The following is a 22954-nucleotide window of genomic DNA, read 5'->3' as shown; positions in this document are numbered from 1 at the left end:
CCTAAAATATGAGAAATACCGTTCCAACACCGGCACCGATCGCAATAGCAGTAAGACCTGCTTCAACGCCTTTCATTGTCCCTGCTAAAAAGTGTCCACGTATTAATTCACGAAGTGCGTTTGTGATCGGTACCCCAGGTACAAGTGGCATCACTGACGCGATAATAATCGAGTCAATATTAACTCCGAAGCTATACCTCACATAAACAAGCGCAAATAGCGCGATTAAAAACGCCGCAAGTATTTCTGTAAAAAACTTAATTTTTGTATAGCGCTGAATCCATTCGGTGACAAACACACCTAAAGCACCAGCGAGTAATGTCATCGGCAAGTCTTTAATCGATCCGTTAAACATAAACAAGAACATCGACGCAGCGACTCCACCAAATAATACGACCATCCATAATGGGAACGTTCTTGAAGCGCTAATATCATCTAGTGCGTTTTTAGCTTCTTGAATCGTCATCCCATTTGTAATTATTTGTCGTGATAATTCGTTTATATTGACGACTTTTTCTAAATTGTTGTTACGTGTTAAAATTCGGATTTGTTGAGATAATCCGTAGTCGTTCATCGACAATATAATTACAGTCGTTGCTACGAATACTTGAACGTTTTCAACCCCGTAATGTTTTGCGATACGCTCCATCGTGTCTTCGACTCGGTACGTCTCTGCACCATTTTCAAGTAACATTTTCCCTGCATTTAACGTCACAAAGAACACGTCACGCACGTACCTTAAACTGAGACTACTATCGGGGCGTTCGACTTCTTCTAATACGTCTAACATCGTGTCACCTCTTTTATATAAAAATAAAGCGTGATTCCACGCTTTATTGTAACTCTAGATTTTCTAAATACTTAGATTGTATGTCATAAAAACTTTCTGTATTTGGGATAAAGTACCATAACCCGTCTTCTAAAACGACATCTTCGCCTTCTAGTTGATACTTTTCAATATTGTTTTTCGCTCCGTAATAACGAAGTGCCATTAAACTAATTTCTCTAGAAGATAAATCTGTTTTGACGTTATCTCCTAACGTATCAAACACTGTGTTCATGTGAAGTAGACCGCTTGGACTTAACATTTTAGTTGCGAGTGACTCTAAGACGAGCTGTTGACGTTCTTGACGGCCATTATCCCCACCAGATCCTTCTTCGTATCTGCTTCGAATAAATTTAAGTGCCGTATCTCCGTCCATATGATACGTCTCACCTTCAACGAACTCGATCCCTTTTACAGTAAACGTGCCGTTACTTTTTACTTTAACGCCTCCGACACTATCAATTAATAACTTGACGCTATCCATATTCATCGCGACGTAATGGTCAACTGGTGCTCCCATAAAGTTTTCTACTGTGTCGACAGCCATATCCGGCCCACCGTATGCATACGCATGGTTGATTTTTTCAACCGTTCCGTAACCGACGATTTCAGTTCGAGTGTCCCTTGGGATACTGACCATCATCGTCGTTTTTTTCTTCGGATTAATTGAAAGTAGCATAATCGCGTCACTGCGTTCACCGCCAGATAGTCCGCGTTCACTGTCTGAATCGACACCAAAAATAACGACTGAAATTGGGTCGCCAGACAAATGACTGACTGGACTGTTACGATACGATGACGTATCGCGATTTAAAGGTGCGTGGATATCATCGCTTAAACTAAATAACTTATATATAGAAAACACTGCAAATATTATCAGTAAAGCGAGTAAAACTAGTATAATTCGTTTAAAAGTTTTACGTTTCTTTTTAGGTTTTTGTGGTTTATTATCTTTAACTATAGGAGTCTCACGCTCTTCGTTTTTAAGACGATCGACTCTACTAAATTCTGACATAGTGTTGCCTCTTTCTATAAAAATCATCACCATTATAGCATGATTTTTAACGCTCTTATACTAAAGTGGTGCTATCTTGCACCACCACCTCCGCCGCCTCCGGCGCCCATGCCACCTCCCATTCCAGTAGAGCCACCCATTCCGGATGATGACATAGAGCCACTAGATAGTGCAGAATCTACTGTACCTGACGTGTTATTTACTAAATAGAAATAATGAAGATAATTTAGGTTACGTATGTTAGAGCGATCGAAGTCATGCTTTTTTATACGTTTTCCGGTCTCTTCAGATAAACCGAGTAAATACACATAGACGAGTTCTTCTAAACTTATTTCATTTACTTTCATACGATTCACCCATTCGAGTTCATCTTCTTCTTTTAAATAATTATGATATTTCACACACTCTTCAATAAATGCTCTACCTTTTTCAGTTGGCTTCAGTGTTTCTGTCTTAATAAATAACCTTTTCTTTTTCGTCGAGGTCATGTATCCATGTTCGAGTAAATATTCTTTTGAATACTCTTTTAAATACCCGTTCACTTTTTTGACATCATTTTTGTTTTTTCTAAACCATCTTTTTAATTGTTTTTTCGTGATCTTATTATCATCTTTTACCGCATCGACAAACATTAACCAAACGAGTAATTCATAATCTTCGTTAAACGTTTTATCTTTAACTTTCTTTACTGCTTCTTTAAAGTAGCCACCATACGTCTTTTGAACGTTATCGAAGTCGTTAATTGTGATGACTGTGTTTCTTTTGTCAATACGTTTACCGTCATCTTCAAACTCGATATCAATTCTTCCGTCACGTTGCCATTCTATTAAATATGCTGAAATTAAATGATTAAAATACGAGTACCCGAGATTTCCAAAGATAAGAGAAAAACCTGCATAATCATCGATACCTTTAGGTGGTACGTCAGACGTAACATGTTTTAACTGACGTTTAATATTTGATATCCCTGTAACACGTTCTATATTACTTAGTGTGGATACTAGTATATATAAGAAATAACTAAATCCACCAACGAACATAAGCCCGATTAGCATTCCTACATAGTCAAAGATTTTAGAGAACTTTGGTTCTTTTGGGCCTTCCGTCGTGCCGTCTTCTGAGTAATTTGAGTTATGAAGAGCTTGTTCTTTTAATGACTCTAGCGTCTTGTTGTCGCTGATTGTTGCTGAATACATATTCGGGTTAAATAGTAGTAAGACCGTTGCATAATTACTTTTATCCATCGCTTCAGTCGATTCCCACACAATATTATCCCCGTTATAATTCATATCTCCAACGATACCGAATCCGTAAAAACGAACGTTGTCTTCATTGAACGGTTCAAACGTAGAAATCGTCATTGTCATTTTGTCTGTCGGTAACCCAGTAAACGTATTAAAATCCCAGTATAGCGCTTGTCCGTCGTCTAAATTATGTACGAGATTCGTCAGTGTATAACGAACTGTATACGTCTCTCTACCGTATTCACCGATCCCCCAAACGAGGTCGAACCCCTCATTTGTTTCTAAAATTCCGTACTTGCCTGCTTTCTCTTCACGGCTCGCTTCACTATCCCAGTTTTCTTCAAGTGTCATACCGTCAACAGAGAAGTTTTCAACTGTCGTCCCTTGCATATCGCTATCTTTAAAGACGATAAAGTTCTCTGTACCTTCGTCCATATTTTGATGACGCGTTTCTGTGACTTCAACTGAACCGTCTTTTTTAATATTTAAGTGAATATCGATCGACTGGATTTCATTCGCATTCGCCACATTAAACGTTACGAGCATTAACATTAGAACTAATATAATTCCTTTTATATATCGCATTTTAATCGCCTACTCTCTTTTATTATGTTTAATTGTAACAAAAAAAGAAGGCGTTTCGCCTTCTTTATCGATTGTTTCGGTCATAATATCTGTGACTTTCTTTAGTTTCACGGTCATAAATGACGGACTGAATATTACCGAATTCATTCGGTGAACTAATTTTTCTAATCGGCGAATCGAGTTCATCAATATTACCTAGCAATTCAAATTGTGCAAAATCTTCGTAATAAATTTGATCGTTAGATTTAAATAATCGCCCTTGGTTGATGGCTGACTTTAATGTCATATCGTTATTAAAGTACTGAATGATAATTTGTGATATGACCGTCGGTATCATATTTCCACCTGGTGTACCGATACCGATATAGCCATCGTCATTCACAATAATTGTTGGACTCGTATATGATCTTGGTGTTTTGTTTGGTTCACCGAAGTTTGGACTCATCGGATCTTTTGAAAAATTGTCTAAAGAGTTATTTAAGTAAAATCCTAAACTACTATATTTACCTGATCCAAAATATCTATTTAACGTATTCGTTGCACTAATCATACGTCCTTCTTTGTCGACGACGACAAAGTGTGTGGTGTTGTTATTAATATTTTCTTCATATTCGACGCTCTCGACATCATTTAATTGATACAGTTCATTCTCAATATAGTATCTGTCTAAATACTGCATTCTATCACCGTCCATATCGCTCACGATATCTCGGTTAATCATCATAATATCTCTCGCATCACTTACGGATTGTATAAAGTTATAAGACGCACCGTCTTCCTCACGTAGTATTTCGTCAATCGCTAATGCTTGTAATGTAAACACACCACCGAGCGGGCTACTCGGCGTGTATACTGTAGATCCTTGGTAGTCCATACTTAATACGTCACCTTTAGTCGCAGTATAATTCGTAAAATCTTCGACATTAAAACGCTCAAACTCTTCAGCCATACTCTCACCAAGCATTTCGTAAAATGCATCGACACCATATGCTTGAATGTATTGTAAAGTGTCTGCAAGTTCCGGTTGAGTGATTTTTTCACCACTAGCTACTGGTTCACCGTTTTTATAAAATGGACTGTCTAAGTCATTATATTCTTTATATAGCGCGAGGTTTTGTGCAAATCTTGCATCGACTGTAATTCCGTCTTCTGCTAAAGGTATGACATAATCTAAAATTTCTTCCATTTTCATACTGCCATACTCTTTTTGTAAGTAATCCATTCCTCTAACGAGTCCAGGAACCCCGATTAAATCACCCTTTTCATATACGCTCGATGATATACTCTGATATTTGATTTCATCGGGTGCGTCCATTTGATCATCGTAATATAATAACGCTCCACCACCGCCAAGTCCCGAAGCATACGGCTCGACGATAGCTAAGGCAAACGCAACACCTATCGCAGCATCTGCAGCGTTCCCACCGTCTGCGATTATCTTTTGCCCGACTTCGCTTGCTCGGTAGTCACTTGACGTTACGGAGTACGATTCATTCTTTTCATTTTTAAAACTGTCTTTTTCTAAAGAAATCATATCTCGATTATTTTTCACCATATATATTGCGACTGATGTCAGTAACAATAATATTAATGCAATTAAAGGGAAATATTTTTTCATTATAATGACCGCCACTTATTTAGTATAGTATTCGATAATTTTTCGTTCAGATTCACTTATCTGTTCATCATTTTGCTTAACAAACATCGCAATATACATTGAACAGACAACGACGATAAGTAAAATCCAAATGAGTACCTTTTTACTGTTCAAAATAAAACTCCCCATCCTTATATGAAGTGTGTGTCGGCATTTGTTGGAACAACGTTTTTTGCTCAAAGAAATTTAAATTGTTTTTAGTTAATGTGCCGTGTTTATATTGTACAGGTGTGATTTTAAATTGATTGCTTTCTATATCGTGCTGAACGACGATACTCTTTTTATAGTTTGAAATATAATCGTTTGACACTAAGTTTCCTAAACTATAAAAGATAACTGTATCGTTATATTTCTCAATTTCTTGAACGACGCTATTATTACCGATAATAATATCGACGCCTGCGTCAGATAACGCGTGTGCGAGTTCTCTTTGTCTTGTAGTCACTTCACGTTCGTTCGGTATCCCCCAAGTAACACTCACTATAATTAAATCACTATCATTATCTAGCTGCTGAATTTTCGGTAAAAAGAAACTCGGTTCTAATTCATGGTTAATTTGTGGTATTTCACTCGATATAAATTTTGAACTCTTATCTACAAACGATAAAAACGATATTTTCTTTTCTCCAACATTATATTCAACGACGTCTTCAAGACTCGGATTTTCTAATGATAGTCCTATATTTCTTTCGACATCGACGAGGTCAACATACGGTACATTTTTATTAAAAAATGTTAAATCCGTAAAGTAGTTGTCTTGTATCTCGTTAATTTGTTCATTCTTATTCTTTACTCGTTTGTCTAACACGACATTTGTAAATGATAATTCATTTTCTAATAAGGGACCCTGTAAACTTGTTAAAAAGTGCTCGGACTCAAATATGTCGTTATATTCTTGTAAATATAAATTACCCGTGTAGAAAATAGTCGGACTGTTCTCTGTTTCAAAACTCTCTACTTCGATCGGTGTATATGTTCTATTCACAAAATATATACTTATAACGCTAATGACTAGCATTACTAGTACAATCATTAAGTTAGAACGTTTATTATGTTTGATATATTTTAATATTTTTTCTTGAAGTGTTAGTTTTTTCATTATTAAATCACCTAACTATAGTAATACAACGTAGTTATACACATTTAAGAGAGCATACGTTAAAAGTGTAACGAATAGCGATGATGATAACGTAATGACTACACCTTGTCTTTGGATTGTATTTGCGATAATACCAGGGATGACCATACCTATCCCTGTAATTTCAATCATGTCATATGGTATCGGTGCATACGGGAACGACGCATCAAATATAAATTTTAAGACCATCGCAGTTAAGATCATCGCTGAGAATTTTCTTCTACCATACAAAATAATGATCTTGCTGAGTATTTTGTCGACAATGATATATGTCAAACAACTAATAATAAGAATCGAAAATAACATGACTGGCTGGTCAAATATTAGTGCGAGGTATCCTGGAACGACTAGCCCTGCTGGACTTATACCAAATCTTTCGGCAAACAGTAAACTTAATAGTACCCCTGTAAACAGTGAAAAATAGAGTTCTGTACCAATCATTCTTTTAAATCCTCCATATACTGAATAATTGTTTTACCTGGTCCGTGAATGTTACCGACACAAAATAATAGGACGTTTCTTGATATGTTTAATATCTCGTTTAATACGTCCTCATTGCTTTTACCTTCTAAGTTAATATATGTTTCATTTCTATGTTTCATAAAATCGGTTACCATCTGTGTGGATTTTCCTGTACAAATGAGTGCATCAAACTGTACATTCGGTAAAAAGTCTTCAACGAATTGTCTCGTCCGGTCCACTCTGTCCGATCTGCAATTCAGTAATAACACTTTCGACTCATACTCATATCCGGATGCTTCAATTTTCTTTAGTATTGCCATCGACGATGTCGGCTCATTCGCTGCGAATGCATTTACAAATATATTGTTCGTCCCATTTGACACGTAAGACACAATATCAACTGCTCCAGAGTCTGGTGGTGCTTTTAACATCCCTCTAAAAGCAATATCGTCATCAATTCCGATCACTCTAGAAATACCGAGTGCAATCGCAACGTTTTCAGCGAATATTAAATACGGAAACTCCTTTAAATATTCCTCAGAAACTTCTGACGGATCAGCAATAATGATTTCAGTATTTCTTTTTTCTGCTTCTTTTTTAAACAATTCTTCATAATGACCTTTCAGCACGACTAAATGACCGTTATTTGGAATCGTTGCGACAAATGACTCTGCAACCTCATCTAACGTCGGTCCTAATACATCCATATGGTCCTCCATAACGTTCACAATCGCACCGACATTTGCTTTTAACAAGTCTTGCTGAAATACTTTCTGATAATCCGGATTCACTGCCATACACTCATTCACAATCGCTTTTGCACCAGACTTCACAGTTTTACTAATAATCTCTCTTTGCTCACCAATATTCGCACCTTGAGGTTTACGTATAATTGGAATCTCCTCATTTTGATACCAATATAATAACCGTGCATCTGTACCTGTCGTTTTACCAACGACCTTATGTCCTGCTTCTCTTAAAATACTATATGTTAAACGCGTAATCGTTGACTTGCCTCTAACTCCGTTAATATTAATTCTAAGAGGCACCCTTTTTAAGCGTCTATTATGTAAATATTTATCTAACATACCGAGTACTAAAAAAATAATAGTTAACCCAATAATTAAATACAAAAAAATCACCTCTAGCTGTTATCCCCTAATTCTAGCAATCAAAGGTAAAGATAACGTAAATCTTATGTAAAGTTCGAAGAACAATAAATAAAACAGCTAAAAGTGATCCACACATCAATTATTCAATTAAAAAAACGCCCCCGAGAGGAATCGAACCCCCAGTATGAGAACCGGAATCTCATGTGTTATCCATTACACCACGAGGGCAACAATTGTATTATAACATAAACAAGTATATCTTTTGACCTTGTTTGACTAATATGTTTTAATAAAGTTACGATATGTATATACAGGAGGATTTTTTATGAACTTAATACCTACAGTAATTGAATCAACTAACCGCGGTGAACGTGCGTATGATATTTACTCTCGTTTATTAAAGGATAGAATTATTATGATCGGTAGTGCGATTGATGATAATGTCGCGAACTCTGTTGTGAGTCAGTTACTATTCTTACAAGCACAAGATGCTGAGAAGGATATTTACTTATATATTAACTCACCAGGTGGTAGTGTGACTGCTGGTATGGCGATTTACGATACTATTCAACATATTAAACCAGACGTACAAACAATTTGTATGGGTATGGCAGCGTCTATGGGTTCTTTCTTACTCGCTGCTGGTACTAAAGGTAAACGTTTTGCATTACCAAATGCTGAAGTGATGATTCACCAACCATTAGGTGGTGCTCAAGGTCAAGCGACTGAAATTGAAATTGCTGCACGTCACATTTTAAATACACGTGAAAAGCTTAATAAAATTTTAGCAGAACGTACAGGTCAACCACTTGAACGAATTGAAAAAGACACAGATCGTGACAACTACTTAACAGCTGAAGAAGCTAAAGAGTATGGTTTAATCGATGATGTGTTACAACCAGAAAAAGTTAAATAAGTATAAGGTAAAAGGGATTCAACTTTCGTTGAATCCCTTCTTTTATTTATTTTGTTTGTAATTATTATTAGATGACTTTACTCGTCGTGTTTATTTAACACTTTTCTTTTGATTTTGTTAGATATAATGATTTATCTAACATATTTCGGTAGTTTAGGATCATTTTTGTTAAATATATTGTTTTATCTAACATATTTTAGTTATATAGGATCATTTTTGTTAAATATAATCATTTATCTAACATATTTTTAGATTCTAGTCTCATTTTTGTAAATAACACGTAGAAATCATCGCATTATCCCCTACAACTTCACATCTTGACCGCTTCTCAATTTATCCGCAATCTCATCGATTTTACGTAGTCGATGGTTGACGCCGGATTTTGTTATCGGTCCTGTTGAGATGCTTTCTCCGAGTTCTTTTAAACTCATATCATGGTTGTCTCTTCTTAAGTACGCAATTTCTCGTAATCGGTCTGGTAGTTTTTCTAATCCAATTTCTTGGTCGATGTATTTGATGTTTTCTACTTGGCGCATCGCTGCACTTATTGTTTTGTTTAAGTTTGCTGTTTCACAGTTGACGAGTCGGTTGACGGAGTTTCTCATATCTCTTAGTATTCTAACGTCTTCAAATTTTAGCATCGCTTGATGTCCGCCGACGAGTCCTAAGAAGTCTGAGATTTTCTCCGCTTCTTTTAAGTACGTAATGTACCCACGTTTTCTATCGATGACTTTTGCGTTAAGTTCGTATTCGTTCATTAGTTTCATGAGTGAGTAGGCATGTTCTTCATAGAGTGACGCGATTTCTAAATGATAGGATGATGTTTCTGGGTTGTTGACTGATCCTGCTGCTAAAAATGCGCCTCTTAAATAGCTTCTTACACATTCATCATCTGTGAGTGACGACAGTTCGACGTCATGTATAATTTCTCCGTCACGCATGACATTTAGGTCACTTAATATTTCTCTTGTGCTTTCTTTCACTCTACATATATAGACGTTATTTTTCTTTAACTGCATTTTTCTTCTAACTGCTAATTCTGGTTCGATTTTATATAGCTCTTTAATAAGTCTAAATATACGTCTTGCGATCGCTGCGTTTTCGGTTTGGATGTTAATGATCCATTTTCCTTCTGATATTGCGATCGAACCGTTCATTTTTATAATTGCCGACAGTTCTTCTTTACTACATTTTTCATCCGCTTCTATTCGGCATAATTCACCTTTCATTTCTGAGGCAAACGACATATTGACTCACCTCTCTTTCAATATTCTATCGTTTCAAATAGTTCGAGTACAAGTTCATATATATTTTTAGCTAGTTGTTTCGAGTCGTGTCTTAATATACCTTCCTCTGTTTTTTGGACGATATTATCATATATATATACATTGATTCCTCGTTTTTGTAACTCGTCTTTACTAACGAGAACAGCACTCACACCTTCTTCTTTATAACGTTGTGAGAGGAGTTGCTTTGTATCTTCGTCACTTGCTAAAACATGTGTGATGACATCTTTTCCAATATGTTTATGAATCGCATCGACACAGTCCGCTGCTGTCATCGATTTTGTTTCTCCTGGTTGCTCTACGATATTACTAATATAAATCTGATTTGCATGGGATTCTTGTAGTGCTTTTTTGATACTCGTCGGTAAGACGTTTGGGATGATACTCGTATATAAACTCCCCGGACCATATATTATAAAGTCTGCATTTTGAATCGCTTCTATTGCGGTATTAGAACCTTCAATACCCGATGGGCTTAAATATATATGATCGATTTTCTTTTTAACTTTTGGAATATAACTTTCTCCCTCGTATTTTGTCCCGTCGGTCATTATCGCGACGAGTTTTGGGGAGCGGTTTGTGCTCGGAATCACTTTACCTTTGACGTTTAATATCTCGGATAGCTTTTCAACCGCGACTGAAAAATCTCCTTGCATATCATACATCGCAGCGAGCATTAAATTCCCGAGACTATGCCCGCTGATTTTTTCACGGTTAAAGCGATATGTAAATAAATCTTTAATTAAAGCTTCAGATTCACTTAGTGCAGCGAGGACGTTTCTAACATCTCCTGGTGCTGGCATATCTATTTCAGAACGTATTTTTCCTGTAGATCCACCGTCATCTGCGACTGTAACGATTGCAGATATATCGATTGGATAATTTTTTAACCCACGCGCAAGTACACTTAATCCCGTTCCACCACCGATTAAAACGACGTTGATTGTATTAGTCTTCATGGCGGTGCCTATGTGTTTCTTTGTGGATTGTATTGATTTTATACATATGTTTAGTTTTTAAATCATTAGAAATACGTTCTGCGATCGCAACTGAACGGTGCTGTCCACCTGTACATCCAATTGCGATATTTAATTGAGATTTTCCTTCTTTTACGTATAACGGGAGTGAAAAATTAATGATATCGATTAACTTCTCGTAAAATATTTCTGTATCTTTAAACTTCATAACGTAATCATAGACGTCTTGGTCGAGTCCCGTTTTCGGACGAAGTGACTCGATATAATACGGATTCGGTAAAAATCTAACGTCATACATAATGTCTGCATCTTGAGGGATTTCATGTTTAAACCCAAAGCTCATCACGTTAATAGTAAACTTTTCATCGCGGTCATATTTTAAGTAGTCGTAAATCTTTTCTTTTAATTCTTTTGCAGATGTTTCTGTCGTATCGATAATAATTGTCGACGCTTTTTTCACGTCTTCTAGTAAACTACGCTCATTTTTTATCGCTTCAGATAATGATACATTATCATTTAACGGATGACTTCTTCTCGTCTCTTTGTATCTACTAATTAATTTATTATCTGTCGCATCTAAAAAGACGATTTGTGTGCGAATCCCTTTTACTGAAATAAGATCGTTGATCGCTGGAATGAACTGACTAAAAAACATACGATCTCTTAAGTCGATACTTAGCGCAACGTCATGCATATCTTCGTTTGTCGACTGCATCATTTCTACAATTTTCGGTAATAACGGTACGGGTAAATTATCGATCGCAAAATAACCCATGTCTTCAAGAGACTCTAATGCAATAGATTTACCTGCACCACTCATCCCAGTTAATATAATTAAGTTTTTCACTCGGATTCCTCCCATCTACGTTTAAAAAGATGGAACGAGCGTCCCATCTTTTAAATTCTATTCTGTAAATGTTTCGATATATTCGCTTGCATTTTGTGCCGCGATACTGCCGTCTCCAGTTGCAGTGACAATTTGACGTAACGTTTTTTCACGTACGTCTCCTGCTGCGAAGATTCCTGGAATACTCGTTTCCATTTCTTCGTTCGAAGTGACATATCCTGTTTCTTCGTCTAAAATACCGAGGTCTTTAAACGGTTCAGTTAACGGGAGCAGTCCGATGTAAATAAATACCCCGTCTGCTTCATAGTCGTACGTTTCGCCTGTATTTTTGTCGAGTAGCGTCACTGATTGTACGACGCCGTCTCCATTAATAGACTGAATTTCAGTGTCCCATATGAACTCCATTTTGTCGTTGTTAAATGCACGGTCTTGAATAATTTTTTGTGCACGTAACGTATCACGACGGTGAACGACTGTTACTTTACTTGCGTATTTCGTTAAGAAAATACCTTCTTCTACTGCTGAGTCTCCACCACCGATAACGACTAAATGACGCTCTTTAAAGAACGCACCGTCACATACCGCACAGTAACTGACACCTTTACCTGCTAACGCTTCTTCACCAGGTACACCGATTTTTTTATGCTCTGTACCTGTTGCGATAATCACTGCTTTTGCTTTGATCGTCTCACTACCGAGGTCGATCAATTTATAATTACCGTCTAATGTAACTGATTTAACGTCACCATATTTATATTCTGCACCAAACTTCGTTGAGTGCTCAAACATTTTTGATGATAATTCAGGGCCTGTTATTAAAGAAAATCCTGGGAAGTTTTCAACGTCTTCAGTACTTGCTACTTGCCCACCAGGCATACCTCGTTCGATCATTACTGTTTTTAACTCTGCACGTGAAGCGTATACTGCAGCAGTCATCCCCGCAGGACCTGCCCCTAAAATCGCGACATCATACTCTTTTACTTCTGACATAATGACTCTCCTTTACTCGTAACATACTTTTCATATTATATCTAAAATGAGCCAGGTGTGTCACTCATTCTGCTTAATATCTTCAATTGCTTTTTTTAATTTATGCGGATAAACTTGATACTTTTCTGACAATGTTTCTACTGTAAAGCCATCGTTATAATACACATATAAAAAGGCTAACGCATATGTTTTCCCAGATTCTTTTAACTCGCTAATGTCGATATGTGTAATCGCGTCAATCCAACCGAGTAAAATGTCATCTCTATCGAGATAATCAATCGATAACACTTCAAGTCCTTCATGTAATATATCAAACTTTTTAAACTTAAAATTGTTAAATATATACGCCGTGTACATCTTTTCAAAGTTTCCAAATTGTTCAATTAAATCCCATACGGGTGACCCTAATATGACATCTTCCGGTCGAATAATACTCGTACGGAATAAACCGAGTATGCGCTTATGTGGATCATCACTTTGTAAATACTCGTCGATAATTTTATTTAACGTTTCAGCCGCTTGTTCTTTTTGCCATGGACTGTGAATTTCATCGAGTGGGTGATAGAGCTGCATCTCTTTCCAAAACATTTCTGCTTCTTCGACTTCGCCAATTTTATACGCGGCTTGACTGAGTGCATGTAATAACTGGAAATTGACCATATACTTCTTTTTATATAATGGATAAAGTAATTGATACGCTTCTTTATGCTTTTTTAAAAAGTTTAAAACGAGCCCAACTTTTAAACGGTCGTCTTCGTCGAGTGGTTCGACGACTTCTAAATGACGTAAAAATTTTACATATAAGTCGTGACGATTCGTATAAAAATAAAGCAACGTTAAATGACTTAACGCATGCATATCTGTTTGGTCTTCTTTTAATAGCTCTGTTAATATCGCTTCTGCTTCTTCGAATCGATTTAAAAAGAGTAACGCCATCCCACGTAAATTTCTAAATTCACGTTTATTTGATAAGTCAAAGTCGATATCATCTAAATAATCGAGTGATGTTTCAATTTGACCACTCATAAAGTACGACTGGAATATATATTGACCGACGAATTCTTTCGCTTCCTTTAGAAGTTCATCGTAGCTATAGTCTTCAACGGTAAACATTTCCATTAAATCGTCGTAATAATCATCATCCTTATGCAGTTCCGCATACAATATACCAAATAACAGTCCTTTATTTGCATCTTCGATTAACACATTCATCTCAGATAATTCATAGTAATACGTCGTATCAAAATTAGACGCTGCAAACTCTGTCATTATAAACTGCTCTGCTCTATCGTATTCACCGAGTAACGTGAGTATATACGCATACTCCGTCATATATTCGCGTTCTTTACTTTCATTTAACGCTCGCTCCATAAGATTTAAAGCATCACGATATGATCCGTGATGCTTTTTCTTCATCGCTTGACGGTAGTATACCCTCCCGTCGTTACGAAGCGAGATAATTTTACTTTTCAATATCGCTTCTCTCCTTTATAACTAACGGATTACCGTACGCGATACTATTATCTGGAATATCTTTAGAGACGACACTTCCAGCACCGACTAATACGTTGTCACCAATCGTCACACCAGGTAACACCGTAACGTTCGCGCCGATCATCGTATTTTTACCGATTGTAATAGAACCGATACGGTACTCATCGACTAAATATTCGTGTGTAAGTAACGTCGCGTTATAACCGATAATCGAGTTCTCACCAACTGTAATATTTTCAGGATAAAATAAGTCCGGCATCGCTTTATATGCAAAACTTACTTTGTCACCGAGTTTCATATTGAGTCCAGTTTTATACAGTGTATGTTTCATTCTCGTGGATGGGGAATACCTTCCCGCTTCAACAATGATGAAGTTTTTAACGACTCTAAAAAACGAAATCGTACGGTACATTCGCCAAAGCGGATTTTCTTTTTTTGAAGGAAAACGTTCGAGCTTACGCATAATTATTTCCTCTTTTTCTTTTTCGTGTTTTGTTTAACTGTCGCACGCTGTTTTTTGTTAAACGTGTTAAAATTTCCGTGTACGTTACCATATACCGGTAAGTCGTACTTTTTATTTCTATATATCCATACAATAATCGCAAGGGCGATAAGCGAGAGACTCATCACTTGTGCTGTACGGAGAAGGTCTAGAATCATTAAACTATCTGTACGCATTCCTTCGATAAAGAAGCGCCCGATAGAATAGTAAATTAAATAGAGTAAAAACGTCTGACCAATTTTTAATTTCGGACGTAAACGCATCAGTATAAAAATACCGACGACGTTCCAAATCGATTCATATAAAAAGGTCGGATGATAATACACACCGTCGATATACATTTGGTTAATGATAAATTCAGGTAGACGTAACGTCTCTAAAAACGCTCGAGACACAGGGCCACCGTGTGCTTCTTGGTTAATAAAGTTCCCCCAACGTCCGATCGCTTGGCCGAGTAGTACACTCGGCATTAACATATCCCCAAACTGGAAAAAACTATAATTGTTTTTACGCGTGTAGTAATATCCTGCAAGGACCCCACCGATGAGCCCACCGTGGATCGCCATTCCACCTTCCCATACTTTTATAATATCGAGTGGGTGGAGTAAATAATAATCTAAGTTGAATAACACGAAGTAAAGTCTCGCACCTACGAGTGAGAAGACGATGATATATACCATCATCTCCGTGAGTGTTTCGTCGCTAAATCCTTTTTTAACCATTTCATGATTTGCTAAAAAGTATGCACAGATCATTCCTGTAAATATTAAAATCCCGTACCAGTAAATATCGAATCCACCGATACTTACTGCGACGCGGTCAATCGCATATATCATTATTTCCCTCCGTTATCTTTACTCCTAATATGCGCAATTAAGCGCTCGTTAAATTCTCTCGCGGCACTGACTCCCATATTTTGAAGTCTAAAGTCCATCGCTGCCACTTCAATAATATTCGATACGTTTCGCCCTGGTCGTACAGGGATTAACTTACTCGGTATTTCAGAATTTAATATATTTTTTGTTCGTTTATCTAATCCGAGGCGGTCGTATTCTTTATCTTGTTGCCAAAACTCTAAATGAACGTTTAACATAATACGCTTTTCACTTAGCACGACACTTGCACCGAATAGTGTCATTACGTTGATAATGCCGAGCCCTCTAATTTCAAGTAAATTTTCGATGAGCTCTGGAGATTTACCGATGAGTACGTTTTTACCAATTTCTTTGATTTCGACGTTATCGTCTGCAACGAGTCGATGCCCATTTTTAACGAGCTCTAACGCAATTTCACTTTTACCGATACCACTTTCACCTGTAATTAATACACCGATTCCATAGACGTCTAACAGAACGCCGTGAACGTTCGTCTCAGGTGCGAGCGAAATTTCTAAATAGTCGGTTAAGTAAAACATTAAATTCGTAATCGTATTCGACGTTTTTAAAAGTGGAATATTTGCATTCTCACACGCTTCGATAATTTCTTTTGGCGGAATTAAATCGTCTGTAAATATAAAACACGGCGTCTCATTTGTACATAGCAATTGTGCACGAGTTGCGCGTTCTTCATCCGTTAATTTCGTATTAAAATACGTCGTTTCAGTCAGTCCAAATAACTGAACGCGTTCTTTTGAATAATGCGAAAAATAACCCGCAATCTCAAGTCCTGGTCGTGAGACGTCGATACTTGTGATTGGTTTATGTATACCTGTTTCACCAGTGATAATTTCTAATTTGAATCGTTCGATTACGTTACTTACTGTTAACATAATATACCTCTCAAAATTGATACTTCTTATTATAGCAAAAAAGGACAAGTCTGATAGCTACTTGTCCTTTAAATACGTTTTATACTGTATGGAGTGTGACTGAACCAACTTTTGTGCTCGCTTCTATAACGAGACCTGATTCATCTGTGTCATTAATGATCATAATTTCTTTTAATCCTAAATCGGATGGCTTCATATCTCGGATGTTTAACCCCGGAGGATAGTTAATATGTCCAAGCACTGTGTTTAAACGTCCTTCGACTTTACGACCTGACGGAATTTCTACGTTGATGCTTCCCATGTTCGTTTGAATTTTAGCATCACGTGTATCTTCATTTAATGAAAGTGACACTGAGCCGTTCGCTTTAATGTCGATTTCTTCAACATCTAATTCTTTCGTTGAAATCGTTCCAAGCATCGATACGAGTTCTAAATTCGTAAACGCACTTTCTTTTATTTCTAATGACCCACGTGACGTTCTAACGAACGCATGTTTTGCTGAAATATCGTCGACTTCGATATCACCATTTAAAATATCGATAGATAAATCTTTTAACAGTAAATCTTCAACGTCGACGCTGCCGTTTGAACTTGAGATGTGTAAGTAGTCGAGTGCACGTTCGTTAATTTCTAATACGACGTTTACTTTCGCACTACGAAGTGGTGACATAATTTCTAAGTTCCCGTTTTTTACTTCGCAGAAAATATCTTCAAAGTAATTGCGTTTTTTATCGAGTTTTCTATAGAACGGTGTCACTTCAAAACGTACCGCTGTGACGCCATCTGTCTTTTTAACTTCGACGTTACCATTCGTTACGTCTAACGTAACAGATGAAAAATCTTCTTCGATCGTTTCGATGAGTTTATTTTTAGACCCTTGCTGGAAAATCGCATCGATGTCTCCCGTTTTAGCTTTGTCGAATACGTCTTCTAACGTTTTTAAAATATCTGACGTGCTCTTCGTTGCTTTTGCTTTACGGCGGACATCGTCAAACGTTTCTTTCGCGTTTTTTTGAATCATATCTGGATCTAAAATTTTTCCAACTTCGTCTGTCACATTTTCAAAAAACTTATAAATACTGTTCTCTTCTTCTTTTTTATCGTTCGTGTGTTTCTTATCTTGATCGTCTTCGTTTAATGCATTCATAAGGTCGATTGCTTCTTTTGTCGTGATTAAACCATCTTCAAGCATTTTTAAAATTCGCGCTTTACTATCCATTATTTAACCTCCTGATGGTTACGATTGAGCCATTTTTTTAAGTGGTATCCTGTATGGCTTTCTTTCGTCTCCATTATATCTTCTATTGTACCATGCGCAACGACTTCTCCTCCACCGTCGCCACCTTCAGGGCCAAGATCGATGATATGATCTGCAACTTTTATAACGTCTAAATTATGTTCGATAATGACGACGGTGTCACCGTTATCTACGAGACGCTGAATGACTTTAATCAGTTTTCTAATATCTTCTGAGTGGAGTCCTGTCGTTGGCTCATCGAGTATATAGAGCGTCTTACCATTTGAACGTTTTTGAAGTTCACTCGCAAGTTTCACACGTTGTGCTTCTCCCCCGGATAACGTCGTTGCTGGTTGCCCGAGTTTTACGTAGCCGAGTCCAACATCTAATAGCGTCTCTAGCTTACGACTGATTTTCGGAATGTTCTCAAAGAATTTCGCTGCTTCTTCTACCGTCATTTCAAGGACATCTGAGATGTTTTTATCTTTATATTTCACTTCTAACGTCTCTCTGTTATAACGCTTGCCGTGACATACTTCACACGGTACAAAGACGTCTGGTAAAAAGTGCATTTCAATTTTTAAAATACCGTCACCTTTACACGCTTCACAACGTCCACCTTTTACGTTAAAACTAAATCTCCCTTTTTTGTACCCTCGAACTTTCGCTTCGTTCGTTTCAGCATAGACGTCACGAATGTCATCAAAGACACCTGTATACGTCGCCGGGTTACTTCTCGGTGTACGACCGATTGGAGATTGGTCGATGTCGATAATCTTATCTAAATACTCGGCACCTTCTATTTCTTTAAACTTTCCAGGTACGAGTTTAGATTTATATAGCTCTTTATGGAGTCCTTTATATAAAATTTCGTTGACTAAAGTACTCTTACCAGATCCTGAGACGCCTGTTACGACGTTTAAGAGACCATGCGGGAAGTCTACATCGATATTTTTTAAGTTGTTTTCTACTGCGCCTTTTACTCTAAACTTTTTAGTCGTTTGTTTTCGATAATTTTCTGGTAACGGGATTTCTTTTTTACCACTTAAATATTGACCTGTAATTGAAGCGTCGTTATTCATGACTTCTTTTGGTGTTCCAGCTGCGACGATTTGTCCACCGTTTTCTCCAGCACCCGGTCCGATATCGATTAAATAATCACTCGCAATCATCGTATCTTCATCGTGCTCAACGACGATTAACGTATTCCCTAAATCGCGCATCTCTTTTAACGTTCGGATTAGCTTATCGTTATCACGTTGATGAAGACCAATTGAAGGCTCGTCTAGTATATAAAGCACTCCACTTAACATCGAACCGATTTGTGTCGCGAGTCGAATACGCTGTGCTTCCCCACCAGATAACGTACCGCTTCGGCGGTTGAGCGTTAAATATCCAAGCCCAACATTTCTTAAAAAAGTGAGTCTGTCATTGATTTCTTTTAATATCGGCTGTGCGATTGCTTGATTCTTTTCACTTAAATGTAAATCATTAAAGAATTGAAGCGCATCGTTCACCGATTGATCTACCGCTTCACCGATATGGCGTTTCTTAATTTTAACTGAGCGCGCCTCAATATTTAAACGATATCCATGACACGTCGAACAGTCTGTTTCACGCATATACTGCGCCATTTGTTCACGCGTATACTCTGACGGACTGTCTTGATATCTTCTCTCGATATTATTTAAAACACCTTCAAATTGAATTGTACGAGTACGCTTTGCACCGTTACGCTGTGTGAACGTAACGTCTAAATAATCTGTAGACCCTTTTAAAATAATGTCTTGTTCTTCTTTAGATAAATCTTTGAACGGTTGGTCCATATCGATATTAAAATGTTCAGCGACTTGTTTTAAAAGATTCGGATAATAATCTGAACTAATCGGTCTCCACGGTAAAATCGCACCGTCATTTAACGATAACGTGTCATCTGGAATAACGAGTGACGCGTCAACCGACCATTTTTTACCTAATCCGTCACACGTTGGACACGCACCAAACGGACTGTTAAATGAAAAGAGTCTCGGCTCTAATTCACTAATTGTAAATCCACATTCAGGGCAAGAAAAGTTTTCTGAGAAGTGGATATCTTCTCCATCTATAACGTTAGCGACCGCGTTACCTTCTCCTTTTTCTAATGCGATTTGTAGTGAATCAGAAAGTCTCGCTTCAATACCTGGTTTAACTCCGATTCTATCAATCACGATATCGATATCGTGTTTTTTATTTTTATTTAATTCTGGTACGTCTTCGATATCATACATTTCACCATCAACGATGACTCTTGCGTATCCTTCTTTTCGAAGACTTTCAAATATCTTTTTATGTTGTCCTTTTCTGCCACGTACAACTGGAGATAATATTTGAAGGCGCGTACGTGTTTCAAGTTCCATAATCGTGTCGACCATTTCTTCAATCGTTTGGCTTTTAATTTCAATATCGTGATGCGGACAATACGGCGTCCCCGCACGTGCATATAATAATCGTAAATAATCGTATATTTCTGTAATTGTCGATACCGTTGAACGCGGGTTGTTACTCGTCGTTTTTTGATCGATTGAAATCGCTGGTGATAACCCTTCAATCGTATCGACGTCTGGCTTTTCCATCTGACCTAAAAACTGTCTCGCATACGCGCTTAAACTCTCAACGTAACGGCGTTGTCCTTCTGCGTAAATCGTATCGAATGCGAGCGATGACTTACCAGAGCCTGATAAGCCCGTCATTACGACGAGCTGGTCTCTCGGTATATCTATATTTATATTTTTTAAGTTGTGCTGTCTTGCACCACTAATTTTAATGAATTTATTATTTATCTTTTCACTCACGTATTATCACCCTTCTGCTTCTAACTCAAATAACGCATCTCGAAGTTCTGTTGCTGTTTCGAAATCTAAGTTTTTCGCTGCTTCTTTCATATCGCGTTCGAGTTTTGATTTTAAATCTTCGCGCTCTTTCTTTGTGAGTTTTACTGTACCCGTTTTTTCATATGTTTTATCATCTTTAATTTCAACTTCAGCACTGATGAGGTCACGAATTTCTTTTTTAATCGTCGTCGGTGTAATCCCGTGTTTTTCGTTATATTCAATTTGAATTTTACGACGTCGCTCTGTCTCATCTAGCGCAACTCTCATAGAGTCTGTAATTTTATCTGCATACATAATAACGTGACCTTCACTGTTACGTGCAGCACGCCCGATTGTTTGTATTAATGAACGTTCGGAACGTAAAAATCCTTCTTTGTCTGCATCTAATATCGCAACAAGTGACACTTCTGGTATATCAATTCCTTCACGCAGTAAGTTAATACCGACGAGAACGTCATAAGTACCGAGTCGTAATTCACGAATGATTTCGATACGTTCTAACGTTTTTACTTCGCTGTGTAAATATTGAACTTTAACGCCAGCTTCTTTTAAATACGCCGTTAAGTCTTCTGACATCTTCTTCGTTAACGTCGTAATTAAGACGCGCTCGTTCTTTTCAACACGCGTTTGTATTTCATGAAGCAGATCGTCAATTTGATGTTCAGTCGGACGTACGTCAATTGTCGGGTCAAGTAGTCCTGTCGGTCGGATAATTTGCTCGACCATCTTATCTGTATGTTCTAATTCATACGGTCCAGGAGTTGCAGACACGTACAATAGTTGCTGTGCTTTATCTTGGAATTCTTCAAATTTTAACGGGCGGTTATCTAACGCTGACGGTAATCTAAACCCGTGATCGACGAGCACTTGTTTACGCGCTTGGTCTCCGTTATACATTCCTCTAATTTGAGGGAGTGTCACGTGCGACTCATCGATCATAATAACGAAGTCTTTGAAATAATCGAGCAGTGTATACGGTGTACTTCCAAGTGGACGTAACGTTAAGTGAACCGAATAGTTCTCGATTCCTGACGTAAAGCCCATCTCTCTCATCATTTCTAAGTCGTAATTCGTTCTCTGCTCAAGTCGCTGTGCTTCGAGTAATTTGTCTTCATCGCGTAATTCTTTTAGACGTTCTTCTAATTCTTTTTCAATACGTTCGATCGCAACAGTCATCTTTTCGTCGCGCGTGACGAAGTGAGATGCTGGGAATAGAACGAAGTGCTCGCGTTCACTTAGCACTTCACCACTAATAAAATCAATTTCTCGTATTCTATCGATTTCATCACCGAAAAACTCAACGCGAATACACTGATCATCTCGAGCTGCAGGGAAGATTTCAACGATATCCCCGCGCACTCTAAACGTACCACGTCCAAAGTCGATATCGTTTCGTTGATACTGTATATCGACGAGTCGACGTAATAATTCGTTTCGTTCAATTTCCATTCCAACACGTATATTTAAACGTAAGTTTTGGTATTCTTCTGGGTTACCTAAACCGTAAATACACGACACAGAGGCGATGATTATTACGTCATCGCCTTCAAATAATGCACTCGTCGCCGAGTGTCTCAGTTGGTCGATTTCATCGTTAATAGACGCATCTTTTTCTATAAACGTATCCGTAGATGGTACGTACGCTTCAGGTTGATAAAAATCATAATAACTGACGAAATATTCGACTCTATTATTTGGGAAAAACTCTTTAAATTCACTATATAACTGTCCAGCTAACGTTTTGTTATGGGCGATAATTAACGTCGGCTTACCGATTTCTTTAATAACTTGACTCATCGTAAATGTTTTACCTGTTCCAGTTGCACCGAGTAATGTTTGGTGTTTTTGTCCGGAACGTATTTGTTCTACTATTTCTTTAATCGCTTGCGGTTGATCACCGGCAGGTTCAAAGTTTGAAACGAGTTCAAATTCTGCCATAATGTACCTCCAAATTTTTAACTTATATCTATCTTACACCACTTCTTCGAAATTAAAAAAAGAAATGACCGAACGGATGTTTGTCATTTC

Annotated in this window: 20 protein-coding genes and 1 tRNA gene; 1 reads left to right on the top strand and 20 read right to left on the bottom strand. The window is 37.4% G+C overall.

The genetic code is table 11. The features are described from left to right. Position 1: 1 nt before the first annotated feature. From BBS29_RS05590 to BBS29_RS05555, 9 genes are all read right to left on the bottom strand, one after another. Positions 2–790 carry a threonine/serine exporter family protein gene (locus BBS29_RS05590; RefSeq protein ID WP_068129908.1) on the bottom strand — a complete coding sequence of 263 codons (789 nt, stop codon included), beginning with the start codon at positions 788–790 and terminating at the stop codon, positions 2–4. A gap of 43 nt (positions 791–833) precedes the next feature. Then, positions 834–1841, bottom strand: coding sequence for an LCP family protein (locus BBS29_RS05585; protein ID WP_084778871.1), 1008 nt, complete (start codon positions 1839–1841; stop codon positions 834–836). A gap of 71 nt (positions 1842–1912) precedes the next feature. After that, entirely contained in the window at positions 1913–3670 is a 1758-nt protein-coding gene (locus BBS29_RS05580; RefSeq protein ID WP_068129903.1) for a DUF2207 domain-containing protein, read from the bottom strand. Positions 3671–3734: 64 nt separating this feature from the next. After that, positions 3735–5288 (bottom strand): gamma-glutamyltransferase, encoded by a 1554-nt coding sequence (locus BBS29_RS05575; RefSeq protein ID WP_068129900.1) that lies wholly within the window; start codon positions 5286–5288, stop codon positions 3735–3737. Positions 5289–5303: 15 nt separating this feature from the next. Continuing rightward, positions 5304–5441, bottom strand: a complete 138-nt coding sequence (locus BBS29_RS08365; RefSeq protein ID WP_168161311.1) for a hypothetical protein — start codon at positions 5439–5441, stop codon at positions 5304–5306. Then, on the bottom strand, positions 5431–6426 hold the full coding sequence (locus tag BBS29_RS05570; protein WP_068129897.1) for a CapA family protein: 996 nt from the start codon (positions 6424–6426) through the stop codon (positions 5431–5433). The genes BBS29_RS08365 and BBS29_RS05570 overlap by 11 nt, the downstream gene beginning before the upstream one ends. A 15-nt stretch (positions 6427–6441) precedes the next feature. After that, positions 6442–6906, bottom strand: a complete 465-nt coding sequence (gene pgsC, locus BBS29_RS05565; protein WP_068129896.1) for a poly-gamma-glutamate biosynthesis protein PgsC — start codon at positions 6904–6906, stop codon at positions 6442–6444. After that, positions 6903–8060: a poly-gamma-glutamate synthase PgsB gene (gene pgsB, locus BBS29_RS05560; RefSeq protein ID WP_068129894.1), complete on the bottom strand. Its 1158-nt coding sequence runs from the start codon at positions 8058–8060 to the stop codon at positions 6903–6905. The genes pgsC and pgsB overlap by 4 nt, the downstream gene beginning before the upstream one ends. 135 nt (positions 8061–8195) lie before the next feature. Further along, a tRNA-Arg gene (locus BBS29_RS05555) sits at positions 8196–8267 on the bottom strand. A gap of 97 nt (positions 8268–8364) precedes the next feature. On the opposite strand from BBS29_RS05555, the gene clpP reads away from it, so the two are divergent. Further along, a complete protein-coding gene (clpP, locus tag BBS29_RS05550) occupies positions 8365–8955 on the top strand; it encodes an ATP-dependent Clp endopeptidase proteolytic subunit ClpP (RefSeq protein WP_068129892.1) in 591 nt (196 codons plus the stop codon). Positions 8956–9257: 302 nt separating this feature from the next. Here clpP and whiA read toward each other — a convergent pair whose 3' ends face one another. From whiA to uvrB, 11 genes are all read right to left on the bottom strand, one after another. Then, positions 9258–10202, bottom strand: a complete 945-nt coding sequence (gene whiA, locus BBS29_RS05545) for a DNA-binding protein WhiA (RefSeq protein ID WP_068129888.1) — start codon at positions 10200–10202, stop codon at positions 9258–9260. A 17-nt stretch (positions 10203–10219) separates the two neighbouring features. Then, positions 10220–11200 carry a gluconeogenesis factor YvcK family protein gene (locus BBS29_RS05540; RefSeq protein WP_068129886.1) on the bottom strand — a complete coding sequence of 327 codons (981 nt, stop codon included), beginning with the start codon at positions 11198–11200 and terminating at the stop codon, positions 10220–10222. Then, complete coding sequence (gene rapZ, locus BBS29_RS05535) at positions 11190–12065, bottom strand: RNase adapter RapZ (protein WP_257009089.1); 876 nt, start codon at positions 12063–12065, stop codon at positions 11190–11192. The genes BBS29_RS05540 and rapZ overlap by 11 nt, the downstream gene beginning before the upstream one ends. Positions 12066–12122: 57 nt before the next feature. Continuing rightward, positions 12123–13055: a thioredoxin-disulfide reductase gene (gene trxB / locus BBS29_RS05530; protein WP_068129881.1), complete on the bottom strand. Its 933-nt coding sequence runs from the start codon at positions 13053–13055 to the stop codon at positions 12123–12125. A 60-nt stretch (positions 13056–13115) separates the two neighbouring features. Further along, complete coding sequence (locus BBS29_RS05525; RefSeq protein ID WP_068129878.1) at positions 13116–14528, bottom strand: tetratricopeptide repeat protein; 1413 nt, start codon at positions 14526–14528, stop codon at positions 13116–13118. After that, entirely contained in the window at positions 14518–15012 is a 495-nt protein-coding gene (locus BBS29_RS05520; protein WP_068129876.1) for an acyltransferase, read from the bottom strand. The genes BBS29_RS05525 and BBS29_RS05520 overlap by 11 nt, the downstream gene beginning before the upstream one ends. Positions 15013–15014: 2 nt before the next feature. Next, on the bottom strand, positions 15015–15887 hold the full coding sequence (gene lgt, locus BBS29_RS05515) for a prolipoprotein diacylglyceryl transferase (RefSeq protein ID WP_068129874.1): 873 nt from the start codon (positions 15885–15887) through the stop codon (positions 15015–15017). Then, positions 15887–16819, bottom strand: a complete 933-nt coding sequence (gene hprK / locus BBS29_RS05510) for an HPr(Ser) kinase/phosphatase (protein WP_068129872.1) — start codon at positions 16817–16819, stop codon at positions 15887–15889. The genes lgt and hprK overlap by 1 nt, the downstream gene beginning before the upstream one ends. A 79-nt stretch (positions 16820–16898) precedes the next feature. Continuing rightward, positions 16899–18038, bottom strand: a complete 1140-nt coding sequence (locus BBS29_RS05505; RefSeq protein WP_068129870.1) for a DUF4097 family beta strand repeat-containing protein — start codon at positions 18036–18038, stop codon at positions 16899–16901. Further along, positions 18038–20875, bottom strand: coding sequence for an excinuclease ABC subunit UvrA (gene uvrA, locus BBS29_RS05500; RefSeq protein ID WP_068129969.1), 2838 nt, complete (start codon positions 20873–20875; stop codon positions 18038–18040). Before uvrA ends, BBS29_RS05505 begins: the two co-directional genes overlap by 1 nt. Positions 20876–20893: 18 nt before the next feature. Further along, entirely contained in the window at positions 20894–22864 is a 1971-nt protein-coding gene (gene uvrB, locus BBS29_RS05495) for an excinuclease ABC subunit UvrB (protein ID WP_068129869.1), read from the bottom strand. Between the last annotated feature and the right edge of the window lie 90 nt (positions 22865–22954).

The organism is Nosocomiicoccus ampullae, assembly GCF_001696685.1.
GTDB classification, from domain to species: Bacteria; Bacillota; Bacilli; order Staphylococcales; family Salinicoccaceae; genus Nosocomiicoccus; species Nosocomiicoccus ampullae_A.
The sequence above is the reverse complement of the archived record's forward strand: the minus strand, read 5'-3'. Positions and strand labels throughout refer to the sequence as shown.